The following is a 23,169-nucleotide window of genomic DNA, read 5'->3' on the forward strand; positions in this document are numbered from 1 at the left end:
CAGAGACAAATGTGGGAGGGGGCTTGCCCCCGATAGCAGTGTGTCAGGCACTTATCTGTCACTGACACACCGCTATCGGGGGCAAGCCCCCTCCCACAGGGCGTTGCGTTAAATCAACAGCACTTGGGCCCACCCTTGCCGCCGTAACGGGCCTCCTGACGTTCCCGGAAGAACGCCTTGTAGTCCATCATCGGCTTGTCCGGGTGCTTGGTTTGCATATGCTCGACGTACGTGTCGTAGTCGGGCATGCCGACCATCAGGCGCGCGGCCTGACCGAGGTATTTACCGAGGCGACTGATGTCATTGAACATGGTTGCAATCCTCGATTATGCGTCCGGTACTGCCTGGAACGGGGCTTCTTTATCCGTACGCTCTTTGTTGCCCCAGGCGGCGACGCCGACCTTGAGCGCATAGAACAGGATGCTGAACACCACGAACAGGAACAGCACAGTCAGCGTTGCGTTGGTGTAGGCATTCCAGATCACGTGCTGCATCTGGTCCACGCTCTTGGCCGGGGCCAGGATCTGGCCGTTTGCCAGGGCATCACTGTACTTCTTCGCCAGCGACAGGAAGCCGATCGCCGGGTTGGCGTCGAACAACTTGATGAAGCCCGCGGTGGTGGTGCAGATCAGCAGCCAGACCGCCGGCAGCATGGTCACCCAGATGTAGCGCTGGCGCTTCATTTTGATCAGCACAACGGTGGCGAGCATCAGCGCGATACCGGCCAGCATCTGGTTGGAGATACCGAACAGCGGCCACAAGGTGTTGATGCCGCCCAGCGGGTCGATCACGCCCTGGTACAGCAGGTAACCCCACATGGCGACGCAACCGGCGGTCGCGATCAGGTTGGCGGTCCAGGACTCGGTGCGCTTGAGCGCCGGTACGAAGGAGCCGAGCAAATCCTGAAGCATGAAGCGACCGGCACGGGTGCCCGCATCGACGGCAGTCAGGATAAACAGCGCTTCGAACAGGATCGCAAAGTGGTACCAGAACGCCATGGTGTTTTCACCCGGCAGCACACTGTGCAGGATCTGCGCGATACCCACCGCCAACGTCGGCGCACCACCGGCACGCGCGAGGATGGTGGTTTCACCGATGTCATGGGCCACTGCCGACAGCGCCTCGGGGGTAATTGCAAAACCCCAGCTGCTGACGGTTTGTGCCACGGTCACCACGTCGGTGCCCACGATCGCCGCCGGGCTGTTCATGGCGAAGTACACGCCTGGCTCTATCACCGAAGCGGCAACCATCGCCATGATCGCCACGAAGGACTCCATCAGCATGCCGCCGTAACCGATGTAACGGGCGTGGCTTTCACTGGCCAGCAGCTTGGGCGTGGTGCCCGAGGAAATCAGCGCATGGAAGCCCGAGACCGCGCCACAGGCAATGGTGATGAACAGGAACGGGAACAGGCCGCCCTTCCATACCGGGCCGGTACCGTCGATGAACTGGGTCAGCGCCGGCATTTTCAGGTCGGGCATGGTCACCAGGATGCCAATCGCCAGGGCGATGATGGTGCCGATTTTCAAGAAGGTAGAGAGGTAGTCACGTGGCGCGAGGATCAGCCACACCGGCAGTACCGCCGCCACGAAACCGTAGCCGATCAGCATCCAGGTGATCTGGATCCCGGTGAAGGTGAAGGCCTTGGCCCAGACTGGATCAGCGGCGATCTGCCCGCCCAGCCAGATCGAACCGAGCAGCAACAGCACGCCGATGATGGAGATTTCACCGATACGGCCCGGGCGGATGTAGCGCATGTAGATGCCCATGAACATCGCAATCGGGATGGTCGCCATCACCGTGAAGATGCCCCATGGGCTCTCGGCCAGGGCCTTGACCACGATCAGCGCCAGCACCGCGAGGATGATGATCATGATCAGGAAGCAGCCGAACAGCGCGATGGTCCCCGGGATACGCCCCATCTCTTCGCGAACCATGTCGCCCAGGGAACGGCCATTACGACGGGTGGACAGGAACAGGACCATGAAGTCCTGCACCGCACCGGCCAGCACCACGCCGGCAATCAGCCAGAGCGTGCCGGGCAGGTAGCCCATTTGCGCCGCCAGTACCGGGCCGACCAGGGGGCCTGCACCGGCAATCGCCGCAAAGTGGTGACCGAAAAGGATGTGTTTGTTGGTCGGCACATAGTCCAGACCGTCATTGTTGAGCACTGCGGGGGTGGCCCGCCGTGGATCGAGTTGCATCACATTATTAGCGATGAACAGGCTGTAGTAGCGATAAGCAACCAGATAGATGGCCACGGCAGCGACCACGATCCACAAGGCGTTGATCGCCTCGCCTCGGCGCAACGCCACTACGCCCAGGGCGCACGCTCCTACGATTGCCAGCACCAGCCAGGGTAGGTGGCGTAGCAGGCTATTATTATTTTTCATTTTTATATTCCAGCCAGGGTGGACAGAAAGGACAGCCATCCGGAGTTTAGCGCTACTGGCCTTAAAGGCCACCCCCCTACGTTGGTCTAGAGCCTTGCAGAGGCAAAAAAAGCAGAAAAAACCACCCGATAATGGCGCAGGGCTACAATCCTTTTATCCACAGAGGGTTTCACCATGACCGAGCAAGCGTCTGATCGCCGTCGTTTTCGCCGGATCGCCTTTGATGCCAAGACCGAACTTCGGCAAAACGGCCAGGAGTGGCCCGTGCAATTGGTGGATTTGTCGCTGAAGGGCTTGCTGGTGCAAAAGCCCGACCCCTGGAAGGGGAATAAAGCCCTGCCGTTCGACGTCGACATACGCCTGGACCCCAAGGCTCATATAAAGATGCGAGTGCATCTGACCCACGAAGCGGATGGCCAGCTGGGATTTGTGTGCACAGACATCGATCTGGACTCGATCAGCCACTTGCGGCGGCTGATCGAGTTGAACCTGGGCGACCAGGAAGAGCTGGAGCGGGAGTTGGGCGCGTTGCTGGAGGTGTAAGGGCTCAGGGAAACGCCGTACGTGCGGGAAATTCGCTTTCCATGTCCCAGTAGCCCTTCTTCTGACTTGAGGCGCCGTGCCACTGCCCGTCGACAAACCGATAAGTCTGATAACGGGTGGCAAAGTCATCCTCACCGTCGCCGTCCATGAAGGACGACACCTGCAGCAGTTCATCCGCGCCGCCACTGGTTGGCGTCACGATCTTCCACGCCGCCTTGCCCGTATGCGCCAGGGTCAACGCCTGGACTTTGCCGTCGGCGCCCTGGTAACCCAGCGGCTTGAGTTGCTGTTTGCCAGGCAGCAACAGCTGCGTGGCAGGCCCGCTGTAGCTGCCCATGGGGGCGGTCTGGTCAATAGTCAAAAAATACACAGGTTCGGGCAGCCCTTTGAGCGGGGCTTTCTTGACCTGGGCCAAGGGGTAGCCGAGGTCTTCGTGGGCGATCACCTCACCCGTGGCCGAGACCAATCGCACCTGGGCGTCCAGCAGCGGGTTGTCGACCAGATCACCGGGCTCGTCGAACGAGTCTTCATCCAGCCCACTGCCCCAACTGTCCTTGTGCAGCTGGACGCTGATGCGTTGGTCTTCGAGCACCTGCAACACACTGCCGTCCTGTGTCACCAGCGTTTGCGCCAGGCGATAGCCCGTTGGCAGCTCAGCCCAGGCCATGGCGGGCAAGCCGGCCAAGGTGATAAACAGGGCGACGACGCCCCAGCGGTTTGATCGTTGCATGGCGTCCATCCCTGAGTTATTCGAAAAGTGCATCCAACGCCTGTTCCAGGCGCGTGACCCCAATCACCTGTAATCCTGGCGGCATTTCCTTCGGCGCATTGCCCTTAGGCACAATCGCGCGCTTGAAGCCGTGCTTGGCCGCTTCCTTCAAGCGTTCCTGACCACTCGGCACCGGACGCACTTCGCCGGACAGGCCCACCTCACCGAATACCAGCAGGTCGTGGGGCAATGGCCGGTTACGCAGGCTGGACATCACCGCCGCCATCAGCGCCAGGTCGGACGCGGTTTCCAGCACCTTGACCCCGCCGACCACGTTGAGGAACACGTCCTGGTCATGGGTCGGGATGCCACCGTGACGGTGCAGCACCGCCAACAGCATCGCCAGGCGGTTTTGATCCAGGCCCAGCGTGACGCGACGTGGGTTGGCCAGATGGCTGTCATCCACCAGCGCCTGGACTTCCACCAGCATCGGCCGGGTGCCTTCCCACGTCGCCATGACCACGCTGCCTGGGACTTCTTCCTGGGCACGGGTCAGGAAAATCGCCGATGGGTTGGAGACTTCCTTCAGCCCCCGGTCGGTCATGGCGAACACACCCAGTTCGTTCACCGCGCCGAAGCGGTTCTTCACCGCCCGCAGCAAGCGCAAGCGGCCATCGGACTCGCCTTCGAAATACAGCACGGTATCGACCATATGCTCCAGCACCCGTGGCCCGGCCAGCGCGCCTTCTTTGGTCACATGGCCGACCAGGAAGATCGCCGTGCCGCTCTGCTTGGCGTAGCGCACCAGCAACGCGGCACTTTCGCGCACCTGGGACACGCCGCCCGGCGCCGATTGCAGCTGCTCGGTGAAAATCGTCTGGATCGAGTCGATCACCATGACCTTGGGTTTTTCGATCCGGGCCGTGGCGATGATGCTTTCGATGCAGGTTTCGGTCATGACCCGCAGTTGGTCCTGGGGCAAGCCGAGGCGGCGGGCACGCATGGCCACCTGTTGCTGGGATTCTTCGCCGGTGACGTACAGCGCCGGCATGCGGCTGGCGATGCTGCACAGGGTTTGCAGCAGGATCGTCGACTTGCCGATGCCGGGGTCGCCGCCGATCAACACCACCGAACCATCCACCAGGCCGCCACCCAGGACCCGATCCAGCTCACCGGAGGCCGTCGAGAAACGCGGGATCTCTTCAACGCTGACTTCCGCCAGGGTCTTGATCTGCGCCTGCTGCCCGGTCCAGCCGGCGCGGCCGGTGGGGGCCGAGGCGCCGCCACTTTCGATCATGGTCTCGGTCAGGGTATTCCACGCACCACACTCGGTGCATTGGCCGGCCCACTTGGGAAAGGTCGCGCCGCACTCCGTGCAGCCGTACATGCGCTTGGCCTTTGCCATTTGAGAACCTCCAACCGAAAAACCGCGATGATAGCTCAGCGCGACGCCGGGGTCCGGATTTCACCGCTGGCCAATCGTGAAGCACTGTTGCCGGCCGGGTCTTCGGCGTTGAGATCGGCGCCCTTGGCCTTGAGTTCGTCGAGCAACTCGAGGCGCTTGAACAGGCCGGCGTACATGGCGGCCGTCTGACCGGCGCCGTTACGTTGGTCGGGGTTGCAGTCGGTGGCCAGCAGGCGCTGGGCAATGGTCAACTCACCCTTGAAGATCGCCCCCATCAACGCGGTGTTACCACGTTTGTCCTGCACACAGGCGTCGGCACCGGCGGCGAGCAAACGCTCCACATAAGGGCTTTCGCCGTGGTAGGCGGCGAGGATCAGCGCGGTATAGCCCTTGTCGTCCTGGGTGTTGAGGGGGAAGCCGGCGTCGATGAAGGTGTTGAGCATGTCGAGGTCGCCACGGCGGGCGGCGTCGAAGTAATAGTCCTGGAGCTGCGCCTTGAGCGCGACCGGGTCGGGCGACTCGGCATGGGCGACAAAGGCCAGCATGGTCATCAGTAAACCGATAGAAATACGCATGGGTTCTCTCCTGCCAGAGGTCGACGCCCGGGAGGGCGTCGACCGAAACCAACGTCAGTCAGTGAGTTTTTCGGCCAGCGCCTTCACGCGTGCCAGATCACCCTTGGCGACCTTGGCCACGCCAGTGCCGTATTCCGGATCGGCCTTATAGAGGAACGACAGGATGATGTGCTTGCTCTCGTCATCGGTAGTGGCCAATGAGCCGCCGAAATTGTCGATCAAGTCCTGACGTTCTTTCGGGCTGTAGGAGCGATACAGATCGCCGGCCTGCTTGAAGTTCTGCTCACGCTGGATCTTCGCCTGCTGGGTGCTGCCCGACAGCGCCGTCTGGCTGTAGCGCGCGGTTTGCGGCTCTTCACGGTTTTCCAGGCGGCTTGGCTGGTAGTTCACGCCACTGGTGGTCTTGCCGAAGTTCAGCGCGCCGTCCTGGTTACCGTTGTTGACGGTGACCCGTGGGGCGTTGATCGGCAGCTGCAGGGCATTGGCGCCCAGGCGATACATCTGCGTGTCGGCATACGAGAACACCCGGCCTTGCAGCAGGCGGTCTTCCGACGGCTCGATGCCCGGTACCAGGTTGGCCGGGGCCATGGCCACTTGTTCGGTTTCCTGGAAGACATTTGCCGGGTTGCGGTTCAGCACCATCTGCCCGACTTTGCGCTCGGGTACATTCGGCCAGATCTTGGTAGCATCAAGCGGGTCGAAATCAAACTTGGCCAAGTCTTCCGGCTTGAGTACCTGCACATACAGGTCCCACTTGGGGAAGTCGCCCTTGTTGATATGGGTGACCAGGTCATTGGTCATATGACTGTAGTCACGCCCCTGCACTTCGGTAACTTGCTTGGGATCGAGGTTCTTGATGCCTTGCAGGCTCTTCCAGTGGAACTTGACGTAGTGCACTTCACCCTTGGCGTTGATCAACTTGTAGGCATGTACGCCATTGCCGTCCATTTCCCGATAACTGGCCGGAGTACCGGAGTCGGAATACAACTCGGTAAGTGTGCGAGTGGCCTCGGGAACATGGGAGAAGAAGTCGAAGCGACGGGAGTCATCATCCAGGTTAGTGCGCGGGTCCGGCTTGAAGGCGTGGACCATGTCGGGGAACTTGATAGCATCGCGGATAAAGAACGTCGGGAAGTTATTACCCACCAAGTCCCAGTTGCCATCGGCGGTATAGAACTTGGTGGCGAAGCCGCGCGGGTCACGCAGGGTTTCCGGGGAATGATTGCCGTGCACCACGGCCGAGAAACGCACGAACACCGGGGTCGTTTCGCCAGCAGCGAAGACCTTGGCCTTGGTCAGGTCACTGAGGTTATCGGTGACGGTGAAGGTGCCATGGGCGCCGGTGCCGCGGGCATGCACCACGCGCTCGGGGATGCGCTCACGGTCGAAGCGCTGCAGTTTCTGGATCAGTTGCACGTCCTGCAGCAGCACCGGGCCGGTGGCGCCGGCGGTTTGCGAGTTCTGGTTGTCGCCGACGGCAGCACCGTTATCGCGGGTCAGGTTAGCGGCTTGTACGGAGAGGGAAAGCAGGCTGGCGGTCGCCAGTACCAGCACATGACGCGCCAATACCGGGCCGCGATTCATTGGATTCTTCATCAAGGTTTCCTCTGGTTTTTTAATGCACATTCAGTTGTGCTTGCCAGAGGCTAGTGACCCGCGAGTCAGAAGATAAATAGAAAAACACCACCAGGGCGATTAAGAAAATAATGTGGTAAGCCGCTGAAATAGCGGGTATTTCGCGCGCGATTGGTGGCACTTTGCAAACTATTTGCGATTTAATGTGTCGATAAAAACTGACAGTGTTAGCAGCTGTATCAGGCAAGCCGGTTACGACTGACTTACACTGAGCGGCACCCTTCTCATCTGTAACAAGGAATAACCTATGGGCGTGATCAGTGAGTTCAAGGCCTTCGCGGTCAAAGGTAATGTGGTCGACATGGCCGTCGGTATCATCATCGGCGCCGCCTTCGGCAAAATTGTTTCCTCGTTTGTAGGCGATGTGGTGATGCCGCCCATTGGTCTGTTGATCGGTGGCGTGGACTTTGGTGACCTGGCGATTACGCTCAAGGCGGCACAGGGCGATGTGCCTGCCGTGGTGCTGGCGTACGGCAAGTTCATCCAGAGCGTGATCGACTTTGTGATCGTCGCGTTCGCGATCTTCATGGGCGTCAAGGCCATCAACCGCCTCAAGCGCGAAGAAGCCGTGGCGCCTAGCCTGCCACCGACACCGAGCAAGGAAGAAGTGCTGCTGGGCGAGATTCGCGACCTGCTCAAGGCACAGAACGACAAGCCGCTTTAACCCGTACCGGCTTGGAAAAAAGGCGCCTCCTTGAGGCGCCTTTTCATTACCAGTAGTTTTCCACTGCCACCTGCCCTGGTCGGCGGCTAAGGCTCAGTTGCATGTCGCGCTGCTTGAGCAACTGGCGAGTGTCATCCACCATCTGCGGGTTGCCGCAAATCAGCACGCGGGAGTGTTCCGGGGTCAGCTCGACGCCGGCAGCACGCTCCAATTCTCCGTTTTCGATCGAGGTGGTAATACGCCCGCTCAATGCACCCGGATAATCCTCTCGGGTCACGATGGGGATGTAGGTCAGCTTGTGCGCATATTCTGCCAGGTACTCCCGCTCGCCCAACCCCTCGATCAGCGACTGGTACGCCAGCTCCCGGGCTTCCCGCGCGCTGTACACCAGGATGATGCGCTCGAATTTCTCCCAGACTTCGAAGTCCTGCAGGATCGACAAAAACGGTGCCACCCCGGTGCCGGTGCCTAACATCCACAAATCACGGCCATCGACGAAACGGTTCAGGGTCAGGAACCCGGTAGCCTGGCGCTCCACCATCAAGGTATCGCCCACCCGCAATCGGCTGAGCTCACTGGTGAATTCACCGCCTGGGACAACAATCGAGAAGAAGTCCAAGTATTCATCAAACGGCGAGGACACCACGGAATACGCACGCCACACCGTGCTGCCATCCGCCTTGGTAACGCCCAGGCGCACGAACTGACCGGCGGTAAACCGGAACCCGGGGTCACGGGTGGTTCGCAGGGTAAACAGGCTGGGGGTCAGGGATTGCACATCGAGCAAGGTCTGGCGGGTAAATTTCTCAGCACTGGCCGTCATGGGGGACTCCGTTCTACAGGTGCCCTAGTGTCCCTCAAACTCAAGCCCGGAAACACCTCTGGTTGGTAGTGGCATTATATAGGCACAAAATAATGGCAACCTAATATCAACTCTGATCAATTTGCTATTAGCTCCTTTATCCGCGCTACAAGCACGCTCTAAGTTGATCCGCTACAGCTGCTTCAACTGACTAAAAAATCGAAAAAAACCACTAAGCCCCTTACCTAAGCCCGCCGCGACCTTAGAGAAAATTTCTTAAACGCTGCCCTGCAAGAGCGAAAATTTTGTCTCGCGATGTAGCTCATGTCCTACACTAATTTCCGTGCAGTGGGAGTTCAGGACGTATCCCATGTCATGCAGAACCCCATGGAGAGTTACCAATGGTCAACTGGCGCAATACCCGACTTCCTAAACTGGAAGGCGAGAGCGAGGTTACGACTCTTTTCGAGATGGCTGTCAACCACACCTACGCGCTCGGCTTCCAATACTGTTCTTTCACGATGAGCTCTCAACTACCTAACAACCAAACGAAACCTGTTCGCCTCAACAACTATCCAGATGAATGGAACAAACTGTATAACCAGGCCCACTTCTTTGACGCTGACCCCGTGGTGGAACATTGCAAACGTTGTGTACTGCCCCTTGTCTGGGAAGAAAAAATCTTTAAAGACTCACCCAACCTGTGGTCTTTAGCTCAATCCTTTGGTGTGCATTTGGGATGGACCCAAGCCGTGCATGATTTCCAGGGTGTGTTCAGCATGCTGACCCTGGGTCGCAGTGCGGGTGAAGTGACCCCGCAGGAGCTTTATGAAAAAGCCGGCCAGGTCCTGTGGCTGTGCCATGCGATGCATGCGGTAGTCGCGAAGACTTACGCACACAAGCCCAGCATTAACCCTGCAAACAAATTGACCCCGCGCGAAACCGAAATCCTCAAGTGGTCAGCCATGGACAAGACCGCTGCGGACATTGCCGCCATCCTGTGCCTGTCCGAGCGTACGGTGGGCTTTCATATCTGCAGTTGCTTCAAAAAGCTGGGAGTCAACAACAAGATCGCCGCCGTGCTCTGCGCCTCGAAAGCGGGGTTGTTTTAATCAGCGTTGAAACACCGCATGTAATCCCTTAGGAAAAAAAGTAACATTTACGACCCATTCTGAGTGCTGGGCTGTTCCCACGGGGTGCCGCCCGCTGTTCACTCAGACGGTTCCGCAGCCGACTGCCGAACACCCATCGATGACCCAGAGCCTCCCTCGCCATGCCCCTGCTCGAAAGCCCCTTCGCCCAGCTCGATCTGATCCGCCAGCCAGAGCAACATAACGATCCGCTGCAAGCCTTCGACGCCGCCGACGAGTACCTGCTCAACTACCTGGCGGAACAGCAACCGAGCGCTGCGACCCGCGTGCTGGTGCTCAATGACAGCTTCGGCGCCCTGGCTGCGAGCCTGGAAGGCCGGGTGCAGGTGACCTCCAGCGGCGACTCGTTCCTGGCCGCCCTGGGCCTGGATAAAAACCTGGTGCGCAATGGCAAGGCCTTTGACGCCGTGCCGTTCATCCCCGCCAGCGAGGTGCCCAGCGGGCCGTTCGACCGGGTGCTGATCCGCGTCCCCAAGACCCTGGCATTGCTGGAAGAACAGCTGATCCGCCTGCAAGGCCAACTCGCGCCAGGCGCCGAAGTGATTGCCGCAGCCATGGTCAAGCACCTGCCCCGGGCGGCCGGTGAGTTGCTGGAGCGCTATATCGGGCCGATGCATGCATCCCTGGCGGTGAAGAAGGCGCGGTTGCTGATTGCGACACTGGCCGACCGCCCCGCGGCGGTCTCGCCCTACCCGACGCGCTACACCCTGGACGCGCCGGCCATCGAACTGCTCAACCATGCCAACGTGTTCTGCCGTGAAGGCCTGGACATCGGCACCCGCGCCTTCCTGCCGCACCTGCCCAATAACCTGGGCAGTGCCCGCGTGGCGGACCTGGGTTGCGGCAACGGGGTATTGGCGATTGCCAGCGCACTGCAAAACCCCGACGCCCGGTACACCTTGGTGGACGAGTCCTATATGGCCGTGCAATCGGCCCTTGAGAACTGGCAAGCCGCCCTCGGCGATCGGGAGGTGACAGTACGTGCCGGGGACGGCCTCGCAGGCCAGGAGCCGGACTCCCTCGACGTGGTGCTGTGCAACCCGCCGTTCCACCAGCAGCAGGTGGTCGGCGACTTCCTCGCCTGGCGTATGTTCCAGCAGGCGCGGGAGGCGCTGGTGGTAGGCGGCGCCCTGTATATCGTCGGCAACCGTCACCTGGGTTATCACAGCAAGTTGGCGCGCTTGTTCCGTGGCGTAGAGCAGGTCGCCGCCACGCCCAAGTTCGTGATTCTCAAAGCACGCAAATAAAAAAGCCCTGCCCTTCCAAAAGAAGAGCAGGGCTGAAAACCGGGCGCGAAGCCCGGATCGGGATGTCAGTGGGTGGTCAGGCCGGCCGCATTCATGAACATGCGCATCAGGCTGGCCACCACGAACAGGGCCAGCACACTGCCGGTCCAGATCATCGCCAGCCAGCCGAGGCGCCGCCAGAGCGGCTGTTTCTCGGCCTGTTCGATCTCGTGCAACGTAGGTTTGCCGGACATGCAACGACCCTCCTAGTGATAGCCGTCTTCGTGGGTGACCTTGCCGCGGAACACGTAGTAGCTCCAGAAGGTGTAGCCCAGGATGAACGGGATGATGAACAAGGTGCCCACCAGCATGAAACCCTGGCTCTGCGGCGGCGCAGCGGCATCCCAGATCGACACCGAGGGCGGGATGATGTTCGGCCACAGGCTGATCCCCAGACCGCTGTAGCCGAGGAAGATCAACACCAGCGTCAGCAGGAACGGTGTGTAGTGGGCATTACGCGCCACCGCGCGGATCAAGCCGTACATGGTCACCAGCACCAGGATCGGTACCGGCAGGAACCAGAACAGGTTCGGCAGGGTGAACCAGCGCGAGGCGATTTCCGGGTGCGACAGCGGCGTCCAGAGACTCACGATGCCGATCACGGCCAGCACCACGAAGGCCAAAGGCCGCGCCAGGTTATGCATCTTCTCCTGCAACGGGCCTTCGGTTTTCATGATCAGCCAGGTGCAACCGAGCAAGGCATAGGCCACGATCAGCGCCACGCCGCAGAACATCGTGAACGGCGTGAGCCAGTCCAGCGAGCCGCCGGCAAACTGGCGATTGACCACCGGGATCCCGTCGATAAACGCCCCCAGCGCGACGCCCTGGAAGAACGTGGCCGCCAGCGAACCGCCGATAAACGCCTTGTCCCACAGGTGACGCTTGTGGTCCTTGGCCTTGAAGCGGAACTCGAAAGCCACGCCACGAAAGATCAGCCCCACCAGCATCAGGATCAGCGGCAGGTACAGCGCCGACAACACCACCGAATAGGCCAGCGGGAACGCGCCGAACAACGCCGCGCCGCCCAGCACCAGCCAGGTTTCGTTACCGTCCCAGACCGGGGCCACGGTGTTCATCATCACGTCACGGTCGGTCTTGCCCGGGATAAACGGGAAGAGGATGCCGATGCCCAGGTCGAAGCCGTCCATGACCACATACATCATGATGCCGAAGATGATGATCACGGCCCAGATCAGCGGAAGATCAATACCCATCTCAATTCCCCTTGTGCTGGATGTGGGCGTGGTCGTCATCGCTGCCATCATCGGCGGCGGACAACGGACGGGCCGGTGTGCGTTTCTGGCCAGGGCCACCGTGGGTCGGTTCCGTGCCTTCGTGGGTCACCGGGCCTTTGCGCACCAGGCGCATCATGTAGCCCAGGCCGGCGCCGAACAGCGCGAAGTACACCACCACGAACAACACCAGGGTGATCGTCATCTGCGCCAGGCTATGCCCGGAAGAAGCATCCGCCGTGCGCATCAACCCGTAGACCACCCACGGCTGGCGGCCGATCTCGGTGGTGAACCAACCGGCGAGAATCGCGATCAGCCCGGACGGCCCCATCCACAGCGCCAGGTACAGGAACGGCCTGGACGTGTACATTTTGTCGCCCCGGCGCAGCCAGAGGCTGAACAGGCCGGTGAAGATCATCAGGAACCCCAGGCCGACCATGACCCGGAACGACCAGAATACGATGGTCGAATTCGGCCGGTCTTCCGGCGGGAACTCCTTGAGCGCCGGCACCTGTTTGTCCAGGGAGTGGGTCAGGATCAGGCTGCCCAGGTACGGAATCTCCACGGCGTATTTGGTTTTTTCGGCCTTCATGTCCGGCCAGCCAAACAGGATCAGCGGCGTTGGCTCATTGCCTTTGTTTTCCCAGTGGCCTTCAATCGCTGCGATTTTTGCCGGCTGATGCTCGAGGGTGTTGAGGCCATGGAAGTCGCCGATCACCGCCTGGATAGGCGCCACGATCAGGGCCATCCACATCGCCATCGACAACATCTTGCGGATCGCCGGGTTGTCTTTGCCGCGCAGCAAGTGCCAGGCCGCCGAGGAACCCACGAAGAACGCGGTGGCCACGAACGCCGCCGTCGCCATGTGCATCAGGCGGTAAGGGAACGACGGGTTGAAGATCACCGCCAGCCAATCAGTAGGAATCACGCGGCCGTCGATGATTTCAAAGCCTTGCGGCGTCTGCATCCAGCTGTTGGACGCCAGGATCCAGAAGGTCGAGATCAACGTACCGACGGCCACCATCACGGTGGAGAAGAAGTGCAGCTTGCGCCCCACCTTGTTCCAGCCGAACAGCATCACACCGAGGAAACCGGCTTCGAGGAAGAAGGCCGTAAGCACTTCGTACGTCAGAAGCGGCCCGGTCACGGCGCCGGCGAAGTCCGAGAAGCGGCTCCAGTTTGTGCCGAACTGGTAGGCCATGACCAGACCGGAGACCACGCCCATGCCGAAGTTGACGGCAAAGATCTTCGACCAGAAATGGTAGAGGTCACGGTAGGTATCGTTGTGGGTCTTGAGCCACAAGCCTTCCAGCACCGCGAGGTAACTGGCCAGGCCGATGGTGATCGCCGGGAACAGGATGTGGAATGAGATGGTGAACGCGAACTGAATTCGGGCGAGATCTAGCGCCTCCAAACCGAACATAAGTCTTCCTCTGTCAGGTAATACCGGCTGCTGGCGGGAGCCTGCACCCACTGCCCCCACGGATATGGAGTCTGGCGAATTTCAATTCGTTTCTTTTTTAACCAACCACGTAGGGAGTCGGGCCTTGCGGCCACCAGAACAAATTCTGAAATGACTTTGATCTGGATCAATCACAGTGAAAAGAGTAGTCCCATTTTCGCGGTTGGCCTGTGTGGTCTTTTGCCGCGTGACAGCTTGCCTCAGCCTTCTTCTTGCAACCAATTGTTACAGCTTGATGCTAATCTGCCCCTTCCCTCCGGCCTTGACCTGAATTTCCGATGCCCAGTGAACCCACGTTGCTGTTACGTCACCACCGCCCTTTCATCGCGTTCTGGCTGGCACGGATCTTCACCGCCAGCGGCTTCCAGATGCTTACCGTGGCCATTGGCTGGAACCTCTACCAACTCACCGGCAACGTGCTCGACCTGGGGCTGGTCGGCCTGGTGGAGTTCGTGCCGCGCGTGCTGTTCATGCTGCACACCGGGCATGTGGCCGACCGCTATGAGCGACGCAAAGTCGCGGCCATCTGCCAGACCGTGCAGGCGCTGATTGCCCTTTCCCTGGCCATCGGCGGCCTCACCGGCAACGTGACCCGCGAGATGATCTTCATCCTCGCCTTCCTGCTCGGTGCCGCACGCTCGTTTGAAATGCCCACCACCCAGGCCCTGCTGCCAAGCATCGTGCCCAGTGCGCTGTTCCCGCGTGCGGTGGCCTCGTCGCAGTCGGCCCAGCAACTGGCAACCATCGTCGCCCCGGCCCTCGGTGGTTTGCTATACGCCTTCGGCAGCGTCTGGGTGTATGGGCCCACGGTGGCGCTGTACCTGATTGCCTGTGTACTGACCCTCAACCTGCCCGCCCGCCAGACCCCGCTCAACAAAGGCAAGGCCACCCTCGATTCACTGCTGGCCGGCATCCGTTTTATCCGCAGCCGCCCGGACATCCTCGGGGCGATTTCCCTCGACCTGTTCGCCGTGCTGCTGGGCGGCGCCACCGCGTTGCTGCCGGTGTTCGCCAAGGACATCCTGTTGACCGGCGCCTGGGGCCTGGGCCTGTTGCGCTCGGCGCCGGCGGTGGGCGCGTTGTTGATGTCGTTGTGGCTGGCGCGCTTTTCGGTAGATCGGCAGGTGGGCCGGGTGATGTTCACCGCCGTCGGCGTATTCGGCGTGGCGACCATCGCCTTCGGCCTGTCCACCTCGTTCTGGTTTTCCCTGGCGGTGCTGGTGGTGCTGGGCGCGGCGGACATGATCAGCATGGTGATCCGTGCGTCCTTCGTGCAGCTGGAGACGCCGGATGAAATGCGCGGACGGGTCAGTGCGGTCAACGGTCTGTTTATCGGTGCCTCCAACCAATTGGGCGAGTTCGAATCGGGGATTACCGCCCATTGGTTCGGCACCGTGCCCGCCGTGGTCATGGGCGGCATCGGTACGCTGGTGGTGACCGGGGTGTGGATCAAACTGTTCCCGACCCTGGCGAATCGGGATCGTATGCATGTGCCGGTAGATGAAAGCATCAAGCCCGCTGCATGATCCAATGTGGGAGGGGGCTTGTTCCCTCCCACATTTGGATCTTCAGTGTTTGCTGGACCGCGTCAGAGCACCTTATCCAGGGTGATCGGAAACTCTCGCACCCGCTTGCCGGTGGCATGGTAGACCGCATTCGCTACCGCCGCCGCCACCCCGACAATGCCGATCTCTCCCACGCCCTTGGACCCAAGGGCGTTGACGATCTCGTCATGTTCCTCGACAAACACCACGTCAATCTCGCCGATATCGGCATTTACCGGGATGTGGTACTCGGCCAGGCTGTGGTTCATGTAGCGGCCCAACTGATGGTCGATCTGGGTCTCCTCATGCAGGGCCATGCCGATGCCCCACACCACCCCGCCGAGGATCTGGCTGCGGGCCATCTTCGGGTTGACCACCCGCCCGGCCGCAATGGCGCTGACCACGCGGCTGACCTTGATCGTGCCCAAGTCTTCATCCACCCGCACTTCGACGAACACCGCCGAATGGGTGGCGGTGGCGTAACCCTCGCGCTTTTTGTCCGGCTCGCTGTCGACCTGGACTTCCACGCTCTCTTCACCGCTGTCCTTGACCAGCTGTGCCAACGACACGCTCACGTCGCCGGTGTGCAGTTGGCCGTCTTCAAAACGCACGGACTCGGCATCCTTGAACACCGGGTAAGTCTGCCGGGCAATGGTCAGCAGCCTCGCGCTCAACGCTTCGCAGGCTTGCTGCACGGCGGTGCCGACGGACGACACGGTGAACGAACCACCTTGCAGCGGCGCGGAGGGCAATGAAGAGTCGCCGAGCAGGAACACCACGTCCTCAACCGCCACGCCACTGGCCTGCGCCGCGATCTGGGTCATCACCGTGTAGGTGCCAGTGCCGATGTCCGTGGTCGCACTGCTGACGGTCAGCTTGCCCTCGGCGTCGATGCGCGCCTTGGCGCTGGCCTTCATCTGCATGGCCTCCCACACGCCACCGGCCATGCCCCAGCCGATCAACTGGCAGCCGTCGCGCATGCTGCGCGGTTCCGGGTTGCGCTGGCTCCAGCCGAAGCGCTCGGCACCTTCGCTGTAACACTCGCGTAGGGCCTTGCTCGACCAGGGTTTGTCTTCGTTCTGGTTGCGCTCGGCGTAGTTGACCAGCCGCAGTTGCACCGGGTCCATGCCCAAGGCGCTGGCCAACTCGTCCATGGCGCACTCCAGGCCGATCACGCCCAAGGCAGCGCCGGGCGCGCGCATGTCCAGGGGCGTGAATACATCCAGCGGCACCAGTTTGTAGGTCAGTTGCACGTTGTCGCAGTGATAGAGCATGCCGCTCCACTCCACCACGTGCTCGCTGAAGTCTTCGAAGCGCGAGGTCTGGCCAATCGCCGTATGCCCCAATGCCAGCAGGCGACCATTGGCGGCGGCGCCCATCTGCAAACGCTGCAAGGTGCGCGGGCGGTAGCCGAAGGTGAACATCTGCTGGCGGGTCAGGGTGACGCGCACCGAGCGCTTGAGCGCCAGGGACGCCATCACTGCCAGCGGCAATTGATACTGCGGGCGCAAGCCCGAGCCGAACGCACCACCGACGAACGCGGCGAAGATCCGCACCTGGCTTTTATCCAGGCCGAACACCTCTTGCACATAGGCCTGGCAGTTCTGCGGGCCCTGGGTCTTGTCATGGATATGCAAGGTGCCGTCCGGCTGATACAGCACGGTGCTGGCGTGGGGTTCCATGGGGTTGTGGTGTTCGATGGGAGTGCTGTAGTGCAGGTCGAGGCTGACGGCGGCAGCGGCCCACTCGGCCTGGAAATTGCCACGCGGCTTGGGCGGCGCCTGCGGTGAAGCATGGGCCTGTTCCTGCTGGGCGAGCAGGTCGGTCTCGAAGTCTTCCCGTGCGTAGTCGATCGCTACCAGCGAGCCGGCATGCCGCGCCAGCTCCAGGTTGTCGGCGATCACCAGGGCCAAGGGTTGGCCGCTGTACAGCACACGGTCGTTATACAGCGGGCGAAACGGTGAGCCATCCGCCGCATCGTCATCCTGGAAGGCATCGTCGTAACGGGCGATTGTCGGCCGGTTGAGGTGATGGATAACCGCCATCACGCCCGGCAGGGCCAGAGCCCTGGACGCATCGATCGCCAGCACACGGCCCTTGGCGATGGTGCTGGACACCACACTGCCGTGGAGCAGGCCGTCCTCGGGAAACTCACCGGCATAACGCGCCTGGCCGGTGACCTTGAGCAGACCGTCGACACGGTCCAGGGGTTTGCCAATAGCGGTCATGGGCGATCTCCTGCGACGGCGGCGTCGCTCAGGGCGCGGATGATTGCGCGGCGTGCCAGCTTGATCTTGAAGCCGTTGTGTTCCAGCGGCTCGGCATCTTGCAGCACCGCGTCGGCGGCATTGCTGAAGGTTTCGCGGCTGACCGCCCGGCCGATCAGCGAGGCTTCCACCGCACGGTCGCGCCAGGGTTTATGGGCCACGCCGCCGAGGGCCAGGCGCGCGTCGACGATTCGATCGCCGTCCAACTCGAGAGCGGCGGCCACCGACACCAAGGCAAACGCGTAAGACGCGCGGTCGCGGATTTTCAGGTAATGGCTGTGACGGGCCAGGTGGTCGGCGGGCAATTCGATGGCGGTGATCAGCTCATCGTCTGCCAGTTGGTTGTCGCGTTGGGGCGCATCACCGGGCAAGCGGTGGAAGTCGGCAAACTCGATAACCCGCGCGCCACCACGCCCTTGCACATGCACCCGCGCCTCCAGTGCCGCCAGGGCCACGCACATGTCCGACGGGTGAGTTGCCACACACTGCTCGCTGGCACCGAGGATCGCATGGATACGGTTCAAGCCAGTGCGCGCCGGGCAGCCGCTGCCGGGTTCCCGCTTATTGCAGGGCACGCTGGCGTCATAGAAGTAGTAGCACCGGGTGCGTTGCAACAGGTTGCCGCCGGTACTGGCCATATTGCGCAGTTGCGGCGAAGCGCCGGCAAGGATCGCCTGGGACAGCAACGGATAACGTTGTTCGATCAGCGGGTGCCAGGCCAAGTCGGCATTGCTCACCAGCGCGCCGATGCGCAGGCCGCCCTCGGCGGTTTGTTCAATCTCATTGAGCGGCAGGCCGGTGATATCGATCAGGTGCTCGGGGCGGCTGATGTTTTCTTTCATCAAGTCCAGCAGGTTGGTGCCCCCGGCAATAAAGCGCGACGCCGCGCTGCTCAGGTGCACGGCTTCGTGGACATCGGCCGGTTTGCTGTACTGGAAGGGATTCATTGCTCACCTCCCTGGGCGCGGCACGCCGGCAAAGCCTCTTCGATGGCATCGCGGATATTGCTGTAGGCGCCGCAGCGGCACAGGTTGCCGCTCATCAGCTCCTGGATCTGTGCGCTGTCGTGGGCACGGCCTTCATTGGCCAGGCCAACGGCGGAGCAAATCTGACCGGGCGTGCAGTAACCGCACTGGAAGGCATCGTGCTTGATAAAGGCTTGCTGCATTGGGTGCAGCTGGTCGCCGTCGGCCAGGCCTTCGATGGTGGTCAATTCGGCACCGTCGCACATCACCGCCAGGGTCAGGCAGGCGTTGATGCGTTTGCCGTCACGCAATACTGTGCACGCACCGCATTGGCCGTGGTCGCAGCCTTTTTTGCTGCCAACCAGGTCCAGTTGCTCGCGCAGCAAATCCAGCAACGTGGTCCAGGGCAATACGTCGAGTTGGCGGTCCTGACCATTGAGGGTCAAGCGTATGGAGTGGGCGACGAACGGCTGGGCCGCCGCGCCATTGGGGGTCGCGCTCATAAACACCTCACGGGTTGGTGTACGTCCGCGGCGTTCAGGAAAGTCGCCGTCTCAGGGGTACGACTTCCCGGGGTATTGAGCGTTCAAGGTGATTGATCAGCGGATATTGAGCAGGGTCTTCAAGGTATTCCGCGGGCCGTTGATCGACGAGTTGCTGTATTCGAACCAGCCTTGGGCCTGGACATTCAGGTCAAATACATAGATGTAGCCCATCAGCGTGCCTGCCCCGCTGCAGGCCTCGCTGACGCTGCCGACCTGGCACACGGGCGTACGTTGCCCGTTCAGTTCGGCACCATTGAAGCGCCCCATCGGGTTGTTACCCAGGCCGACTTCCATCACCGACACTTGGGTGGGCCCACGGTGCGTGCACATCTGGGTGCTTTGCGCGCGTTCCGGGATGGTTTCCGTGCAGTGCGCCGATTCGACCTTGAACACGCGCACCTCGCTCAAGGGCGGTGCAGTCGCGCCCCACACCGGTGCCGCGCCCAACCACAGGCCGAGACAGGGGATCAGGGCTAGACTCCACGCGTTGGCTTTTTTCATGCTGTCGATGACCCGCTGTTGAACGTCGCCGCAGTATGCCTCAAGGCCATGCGCCACACAGCCTCGGCTGCTGGTATGATGCGCCGCTTTTTCCGATCCTCTCTGGAACCACAGGCGCTTGGCGCAGTTTGTGCTTTGACTTAGAGGTCAACAAATAACGACGCAACCTAGCGTCACAGGGAGCAGGCATGCTGGAAAAGCTGTTTCAACTCAAGGCACACAACACCAACGTGCGCACCGAGATCCTCGCGGGCATCACGACATTCCTGGCCATGGCCTACATCCTGTTCGTGAACCCGAGCATCCTCGGCGAGACCGGCATGGACAAGGGCGCGGTGTTTGTCGCGACGTGCCTGGCGGCGGCCATCGGTTCGACCGTGATGGGCCTGATCGCCAACTACCCGATCGCGCTGGCACCGGGCATGGGCCTCAACGCCTTCTTTACCTACACCGTGGTGTTGCACATGGGCCACACCTGGCAGGTTGCGCTGGGTGCGGTATTCATTTCGGCGGTGCTGTTCTTCCTGCTGTCGATCTTCCGTATCCGTGAGTGGATCATCAACAGCATTCCCCTGCCCCTGCGTTCGGCGATTGCCGCCGGTATCGGCCTGTTCCTGGCACTGATCGCCCTGCACAACGCCGGGATCGTGGTCGGCAACCCCAACACCCTGGTGGGCATGGGCGACCTGACCAAGCCGGCGCCTATCCTGGCCATCCTCGGCTTCATGCTGATCGTTGCGCTGGAAGCCCTGGCCGTACGCGGCGCGGTGCTGATCGGCATCCTGGCGGTAACCATCGTTTCCATTCTGCTGGGCGTCACCGCGTTTGGTGGCGTGATGTCGATGCCGCCGTCCCTCGCCCCGACTTTCCTGCAGCTGGATATCAAGGGCGCGCTGGACATCGGCCTGGTCAGCGTGATCTTCGCCTTCCTGTTCGTCGACCTGTTCGACAACTCCGGCACCCTGATCGGCGTGGCCAAGCGCGCCGGGCTGATGGGCAAGGACGGCCACATGCCGAAAATGGGCCGTGCGCTGATCGCCGACAGTACCGCCGCCATGGCCGGTTCGCTGCTGGGTACGTCGACCACCACCAGCTACATCGAATCCGCTGCGGGCGTGAGCGCCGGTGGCCGTACCGGCTTGACCGCCATCGTGGTGGCGATCCTGTTCCTGCTGGCACTGTTCTTCTCGCCGCTGGCCGCCAGCGTACCGGCCTTTGCTACCGCGCCGGCGCTGCTGTTCGTCGCCGTATTGATGACCTCAGGCCTGGCCGAAATCGACTGGGATGACATTACCGTTGCAGCGCCGGTGGTGATCACCGCCCTGGCGATGCCCTTCACTTACTCCATCGCCAACGGCATTGCCTTCGGTTTCATCGCCTGGACCGCCATCAAGCTGCTTTCGGGCCGCTACCGTGAGCTCAACCCGGCACTGGTGATTCTGTCGATTCTGTTCGTGATCAAGCTGGGCTGGTTCAACGCATGACTTTTGACGCCGCACTCTACACCGCTCAACTGCAAGACAAGGTCACGCGCTTGCGTGACCTGTTGGCACCGTTCGACGCACCCGAGCCGCAGGTCTTCGAGTCGCCGCTGCAGAACTTCCGCCTGCGGGCGGAGTTCCGCCTGTGGCGCGAAGGCGGTGAACGCCACTACGCGATGTTTTCCCAGGACGACAAGCGCACGCCGATCCTGATCGAAGCGTTCCCCATCGCCAGCACACGCATCAACCAACTGATGCCCCAGCTCAAGGCCGCCTGGCAAGCCAGCGCTGCCCTGAGCCACAAGCTGTTCCAGGTGGAGTTCCTCACCACCCTGGCCGGCGACGCGATGATCACCCTGTGTTATCACCGCCCGCTGGACGAGCACTGGCACACGGCGGCGAATAAGCTGGCGGCTGATTTGAATGTCAGCATCATCGGCCGCTCCAAGGGCAAGCGCGATGTGATCGGCCACGACTACGTGGTGGAAAAACTCGACGTGGGCGGCCGCACTTTCAGTTACCGCCAACCCGAAGGCGCCTTCACCCAGCCCAACGGCACGGTGAACCAGAAGATGCTCAACTGGGCATACGAAGCCTTGGGCGATCGCCCGGATGACTTGCTGGAGCTGTATTGCGGCAACGGCAACTTCACCCTGCCCCTGGCCACCCGTGTACGTAAAGTGCTGGCCACCGAGATCAGCAAGACCTCGGTGAATGCGGCCCTGAGCAACCTCGATGAAAACGCGGTGGGTAACGTCACCCTGGTGCGCCTCTCCGCCGAAGAGCTCACCGAAGCGCTGAATGAAGTACGCCCTTTCCGCCGCCTGCACGGCATCGACCTGAAGAGCTATGAATTCGGTAGCGTATTCGTCGACCCGCCCCGCGCCGGCATGGACCCGGACACCTGCGAACTGACCCGGCGCTTCGACAATATCCTGTACATCTCCTGCAACCCGGAGACGCTGGCGGCGAACATTGCGCAACTGCATGACACCCACCGCATTACCCGGTGTGCGATGTTTGACCAGTTCCCGTGGACGCACCATATGGAATCCGGGGTGTTATTGACCCGGCGGTAATTCAGCGTCCTCAGGTTCCTTCTTGCGTGGCCGGCCGCCCTTCTTGCCATTGGCGCGGGCGGCGGCGGATTTGGCGGCGCTGCTCTTGCGACCGTTGCGTGACGCTACCAGGCTGGTGGCCAGGTCCATCAGCGGCTGGCTTGTGGCGATCAGGCCCGTGATCGAAACATCCAGATCCTGGGCCTCACAGCTAATGGCCTTGCCACCGAAACTGACTTCCAACTGCTGGAAATCTTCCTCTGAAAACCCTTCGAACTCCGGCAGGCCGGCCACCGGCAACATGACGCGGCTGCCGTCGCTGAAACCGATGGAAATGCAGTCGTCTACATAACGCACATTGCTGGCGTTGGCGTACAGGCGCTTTAGCCTACGGCCACGGGCGATTGCCTTGTCGATGTCGGCGTCAGTGAGAGGTACATAAGGTATGACTTTGGCTTTTACGATTTTCATAAATTAATCCCCACGCAATCTGGCGCTCTTACCAGATTCAAAATAGTCCGTTGCGCTACAGCGTCGTGCCAGGCGCTTGCGATGACGTAGACACCACGTCGAATGACTAACCCTGGAACCAATTCACTGGTGTCCCAGTTCCAGGAATGATTCTCCAGGCAAACCGTTTGCAGTTTTTCCCACCAAATCTTGCGTGCCCGTGCCAGATAATGTCGCTGCATGATTACCTCGCGTATTTCCTTCAGGACCGCAGTGGGTGGCCGCCTCCGTTCAGGCTCTACGTCCCACAATTCAACGTCCCCATCCAAAAAACTGAAACGAAACCGCGCATCCCATTCCCTGCCCCTGACATGTACATGAGGCGGACAATGCTCGTCCCTGATAAACACCGAGATGACATATCCCTTGTAAGCACCTACTTTCATCGTAACCCATCCGTTAGGTTATTTTCCGCCAGGTAACAATTTCCCCCTGCAACCC

The 23,169-nt window shown here is 61.2% G+C and carries 23 protein-coding genes; 7 read left to right on the forward strand and 16 right to left on the reverse strand.

Annotated features, from left to right (window positions below):
- Positions 1-113 precede the first annotated feature (113 nt).
- Positions 114-311 carry a YbdD/YjiX family protein gene (locus BB029_RS04070; RefSeq protein ID WP_003176208.1) on the reverse strand — a complete coding sequence of 66 codons (198 nt, stop codon included), beginning with the start codon at positions 309-311 and terminating at the stop codon, positions 114-116.
- Positions 312-326: 15 nt separating this feature from the next.
- Positions 327-2,393 carry a carbon starvation CstA family protein gene (locus BB029_RS04075; protein ID WP_065938308.1) on the reverse strand — a complete coding sequence of 689 codons (2,067 nt, stop codon included), beginning with the start codon at positions 2,391-2,393 and terminating at the stop codon, positions 327-329.
- Between the two features lie 174 nt (positions 2,394-2,567).
- Between BB029_RS04075 and BB029_RS04080 the strand changes: the two genes are divergently transcribed.
- Positions 2,568-2,936, forward strand: a complete 369-nt coding sequence (locus BB029_RS04080) for a PilZ domain-containing protein (RefSeq protein ID WP_065938309.1) — start codon at positions 2,568-2,570, stop codon at positions 2,934-2,936.
- 4 nt (positions 2,937-2,940) lie between these two features.
- Here the strand turns inward: BB029_RS04080 and BB029_RS04085 are convergent, their stop codons facing one another.
- The 4 genes from BB029_RS04085 to katB are packed head-to-tail and all read right to left on the reverse strand — an operon-like array spanning position 2,941 to position 7,221.
- Entirely contained in the window at positions 2,941-3,666 is a 726-nt protein-coding gene (locus BB029_RS04085; protein ID WP_065938391.1) for a hypothetical protein, read from the reverse strand.
- A 16-nt stretch (positions 3,667-3,682) separates the two neighbouring features.
- Positions 3,683-5,050 carry a DNA repair protein RadA gene (gene radA / locus BB029_RS04090; RefSeq protein ID WP_024077502.1) on the reverse strand — a complete coding sequence of 456 codons (1,368 nt, stop codon included), beginning with the start codon at positions 5,048-5,050 and terminating at the stop codon, positions 3,683-3,685.
- Between the two features lie 35 nt (positions 5,051-5,085).
- Positions 5,086-5,625 carry an ankyrin repeat domain-containing protein gene (locus BB029_RS04095; protein ID WP_065938310.1) on the reverse strand — a complete coding sequence of 180 codons (540 nt, stop codon included), beginning with the start codon at positions 5,623-5,625 and terminating at the stop codon, positions 5,086-5,088.
- Positions 5,626-5,679: 54 nt separating this feature from the next.
- Positions 5,680-7,221 carry a catalase KatB gene (katB, locus tag BB029_RS04100; protein WP_065938311.1) on the reverse strand — a complete coding sequence of 514 codons (1,542 nt, stop codon included), beginning with the start codon at positions 7,219-7,221 and terminating at the stop codon, positions 5,680-5,682.
- Between the two features lie 286 nt (positions 7,222-7,507).
- On the opposite strand from katB, the gene mscL reads away from it, so the two are divergent.
- Entirely contained in the window at positions 7,508-7,924 is a 417-nt protein-coding gene (gene mscL / locus BB029_RS04105; RefSeq protein WP_053137928.1) for a large-conductance mechanosensitive channel protein MscL, read from the forward strand.
- 46 nt (positions 7,925-7,970) lie between these two features.
- On the opposite strand, the gene BB029_RS04110 is transcribed toward mscL, so the two are convergent.
- Positions 7,971-8,747, reverse strand: coding sequence for a ferredoxin--NADP reductase (locus BB029_RS04110; RefSeq protein WP_065938312.1), 777 nt, complete (start codon positions 8,745-8,747; stop codon positions 7,971-7,973).
- 380 nt (positions 8,748-9,127) lie between these two features.
- On the opposite strand from BB029_RS04110, the gene BB029_RS04115 reads away from it, so the two are divergent.
- Positions 9,128-9,838: a LuxR family transcriptional regulator gene (locus tag BB029_RS04115; RefSeq protein ID WP_065938313.1), complete on the forward strand. Its 711-nt coding sequence runs from the start codon at positions 9,128-9,130 to the stop codon at positions 9,836-9,838.
- 161 nt (positions 9,839-9,999) lie between these two features.
- Positions 10,000-11,124, forward strand: a complete 1,125-nt coding sequence (locus tag BB029_RS04120) for a methyltransferase (RefSeq protein ID WP_065938314.1) — start codon at positions 10,000-10,002, stop codon at positions 11,122-11,124.
- Positions 11,125-11,189: 65 nt separating this feature from the next.
- On the opposite strand, the gene BB029_RS04125 is transcribed toward BB029_RS04120, so the two are convergent.
- The 3 genes from BB029_RS04125 to BB029_RS04135 are packed head-to-tail and all read right to left on the reverse strand — an operon-like array spanning position 11,190 to position 13,818.
- Positions 11,190-11,357 (reverse strand): DUF2474 domain-containing protein, encoded by a 168-nt coding sequence (locus tag BB029_RS04125; RefSeq protein WP_010562540.1) that lies wholly within the window; start codon positions 11,355-11,357, stop codon positions 11,190-11,192.
- A gap of 12 nt (positions 11,358-11,369) precedes the next feature.
- The gene (gene cydB, locus BB029_RS04130) at positions 11,370-12,377 is read right to left on the reverse strand and encodes a cytochrome d ubiquinol oxidase subunit II (protein WP_027605307.1); all 1,008 of its coding nucleotides are present in this window, start codon (positions 12,375-12,377) and stop codon (positions 11,370-11,372) included.
- A gap of 1 nt (position 12,378) precedes the next feature.
- Positions 12,379-13,818, reverse strand: coding sequence for a cytochrome ubiquinol oxidase subunit I (locus BB029_RS04135; protein ID WP_027605306.1), 1,440 nt, complete (start codon positions 13,816-13,818; stop codon positions 12,379-12,381).
- Between the two features lie 317 nt (positions 13,819-14,135).
- Between BB029_RS04135 and BB029_RS04140 the strand changes: the two genes are divergently transcribed.
- The gene (locus BB029_RS04140) at positions 14,136-15,383 is read left to right on the forward strand and encodes an MFS transporter (protein WP_065938315.1); all 1,248 of its coding nucleotides are present in this window, start codon (positions 14,136-14,138) and stop codon (positions 15,381-15,383) included.
- A gap of 62 nt (positions 15,384-15,445) precedes the next feature.
- Here the strand turns inward: BB029_RS04140 and BB029_RS04145 are convergent, their stop codons facing one another.
- The 4 genes from BB029_RS04145 to BB029_RS04160 form a co-directional block, all read right to left on the reverse strand.
- On the reverse strand, positions 15,446-17,629 hold the full coding sequence (locus tag BB029_RS04145) for a xanthine dehydrogenase family protein molybdopterin-binding subunit (RefSeq protein WP_065938316.1): 2,184 nt from the start codon (positions 17,627-17,629) through the stop codon (positions 15,446-15,448).
- Entirely contained in the window at positions 17,626-18,615 is a 990-nt protein-coding gene (locus tag BB029_RS04150; protein WP_065938317.1) for a xanthine dehydrogenase family protein subunit M, read from the reverse strand. Before BB029_RS04150 ends, BB029_RS04145 begins: the two co-directional genes overlap by 4 nt.
- On the reverse strand, positions 18,612-19,136 hold the full coding sequence (locus BB029_RS04155) for a (2Fe-2S)-binding protein (RefSeq protein WP_065938318.1): 525 nt from the start codon (positions 19,134-19,136) through the stop codon (positions 18,612-18,614). Before BB029_RS04155 ends, BB029_RS04150 begins: the two co-directional genes overlap by 4 nt.
- A 96-nt stretch (positions 19,137-19,232) precedes the next feature.
- Entirely contained in the window at positions 19,233-19,679 is a 447-nt protein-coding gene (locus BB029_RS04160; protein ID WP_065938392.1) for a DUF4879 domain-containing protein, read from the reverse strand.
- A 188-nt stretch (positions 19,680-19,867) separates the two neighbouring features.
- Here BB029_RS04160 and BB029_RS04165 point away from each other — a divergent pair, with 188 nt between their 5' ends.
- Together BB029_RS04165 and trmA are read left to right on the forward strand one after the other, a co-directional pair.
- Positions 19,868-21,163, forward strand: coding sequence for an NCS2 family permease (locus tag BB029_RS04165; RefSeq protein WP_053137959.1), 1,296 nt, complete (start codon positions 19,868-19,870; stop codon positions 21,161-21,163).
- Entirely contained in the window at positions 21,160-22,239 is a 1,080-nt protein-coding gene (gene trmA, locus BB029_RS04170) for a tRNA (uridine(54)-C5)-methyltransferase TrmA (protein ID WP_065938319.1), read from the forward strand. The genes BB029_RS04165 and trmA overlap by 4 nt, the downstream gene beginning before the upstream one ends.
- Here the strand turns inward: trmA and BB029_RS04175 are convergent.
- Positions 22,222-22,689 (reverse strand): DUF2442 domain-containing protein, encoded by a 468-nt coding sequence (locus BB029_RS04175; protein WP_065938320.1) that lies wholly within the window; start codon positions 22,687-22,689, stop codon positions 22,222-22,224. The two genes, trmA and BB029_RS04175, sit on opposite strands and share 18 nt — an antisense overlap.
- Positions 22,686-23,114, reverse strand: a complete 429-nt coding sequence (locus tag BB029_RS04180; RefSeq protein ID WP_065938321.1) for a DUF4160 domain-containing protein — start codon at positions 23,112-23,114, stop codon at positions 22,686-22,688. Before BB029_RS04180 ends, BB029_RS04175 begins: the two co-directional genes overlap by 4 nt.
- Positions 23,115-23,169: the final 55 nt, after the last annotated feature.

The sequence above is a fragment of the Pseudomonas sp. S3E12 genome, from assembly GCF_001702295.1.
Classification (GTDB): Bacteria; Pseudomonadota; Gammaproteobacteria; order Pseudomonadales; family Pseudomonadaceae; genus Aquipseudomonas; species Aquipseudomonas marginalis.

What these genes read in the sequence shown, in the direction of transcription:
- BB029_RS04110 (WP_065938312.1), bottom strand. Translation starts at nt 8,747, where the DNA reads ATGACGGCCAGTGCTGAGAAATTTACCCGCCAGACCTTGCTCGATGTG.
- BB029_RS04155 (WP_065938318.1), bottom strand. Translation starts at nt 19,136, where the DNA reads ATGAGCGCGACCCCCAATGGCGCGGCGGCCCAGCCGTTCGTCGCCCAC.
- BB029_RS04085 (WP_065938391.1), bottom strand. Translation starts at nt 3,666, where the DNA reads ATGCAACGATCAAACCGCTGGGGCGTCGTCGCCCTGTTTATCACCTTG.
- BB029_RS04135 (WP_027605306.1), bottom strand. Translation starts at nt 13,818, where the DNA reads ATGTTCGGTTTGGAGGCGCTAGATCTCGCCCGAATTCAGTTCGCGTTC.
- BB029_RS04175 (WP_065938320.1), bottom strand. Translation starts at nt 22,689, where the DNA reads ATGAAAATCGTAAAAGCCAAAGTCATACCTTATGTACCTCTCACTGAC.
- BB029_RS04080 (WP_065938309.1), top strand. Translation starts at nt 2,568, where the DNA reads ATGACCGAGCAAGCGTCTGATCGCCGTCGTTTTCGCCGGATCGCCTTT.
- BB029_RS04095 (WP_065938310.1), bottom strand. Translation starts at nt 5,625, where the DNA reads ATGCGTATTTCTATCGGTTTACTGATGACCATGCTGGCCTTTGTCGCC.
- BB029_RS04140 (WP_065938315.1), top strand. Translation starts at nt 14,136, where the DNA reads ATGCCCAGTGAACCCACGTTGCTGTTACGTCACCACCGCCCTTTCATC.
- radA (WP_024077502.1), bottom strand. Translation starts at nt 5,050, where the DNA reads ATGGCAAAGGCCAAGCGCATGTACGGCTGCACGGAGTGCGGCGCGACC.
- BB029_RS04150 (WP_065938317.1), bottom strand. Translation starts at nt 18,615, where the DNA reads ATGAATCCCTTCCAGTACAGCAAACCGGCCGATGTCCACGAAGCCGTG.
- cydB (WP_027605307.1), bottom strand. Translation starts at nt 12,377, where the DNA reads ATGGGTATTGATCTTCCGCTGATCTGGGCCGTGATCATCATCTTCGGC.
- BB029_RS04075 (WP_065938308.1), bottom strand. Translation starts at nt 2,393, where the DNA reads ATGAAAAATAATAATAGCCTGCTACGCCACCTACCCTGGCTGGTGCTG.
- mscL (WP_053137928.1), top strand. Translation starts at nt 7,508, where the DNA reads ATGGGCGTGATCAGTGAGTTCAAGGCCTTCGCGGTCAAAGGTAATGTG.
- BB029_RS04115 (WP_065938313.1), top strand. Translation starts at nt 9,128, where the DNA reads ATGGTCAACTGGCGCAATACCCGACTTCCTAAACTGGAAGGCGAGAGC.
- trmA (WP_065938319.1), top strand. Translation starts at nt 21,160, where the DNA reads ATGACTTTTGACGCCGCACTCTACACCGCTCAACTGCAAGACAAGGTC.
- BB029_RS04160 (WP_065938392.1), bottom strand. Translation starts at nt 19,679, where the DNA reads ATGAAAAAAGCCAACGCGTGGAGTCTAGCCCTGATCCCCTGTCTCGGC.
- katB (WP_065938311.1), bottom strand. Translation starts at nt 7,221, where the DNA reads ATGAAGAATCCAATGAATCGCGGCCCGGTATTGGCGCGTCATGTGCTG.
- BB029_RS04180 (WP_065938321.1), bottom strand. Translation starts at nt 23,114, where the DNA reads ATGAAAGTAGGTGCTTACAAGGGATATGTCATCTCGGTGTTTATCAGG.
- BB029_RS04125 (WP_010562540.1), bottom strand. Translation starts at nt 11,357, where the DNA reads ATGTCCGGCAAACCTACGTTGCACGAGATCGAACAGGCCGAGAAACAG.
- BB029_RS04165 (WP_053137959.1), top strand. Translation starts at nt 19,868, where the DNA reads ATGCTGGAAAAGCTGTTTCAACTCAAGGCACACAACACCAACGTGCGC.
- BB029_RS04070 (WP_003176208.1), bottom strand. Translation starts at nt 311, where the DNA reads ATGTTCAATGACATCAGTCGCCTCGGTAAATACCTCGGTCAGGCCGCG.
- BB029_RS04145 (WP_065938316.1), bottom strand. Translation starts at nt 17,629, where the DNA reads ATGACCGCTATTGGCAAACCCCTGGACCGTGTCGACGGTCTGCTCAAG.
- BB029_RS04120 (WP_065938314.1), top strand. Translation starts at nt 10,000, where the DNA reads ATGCCCCTGCTCGAAAGCCCCTTCGCCCAGCTCGATCTGATCCGCCAG.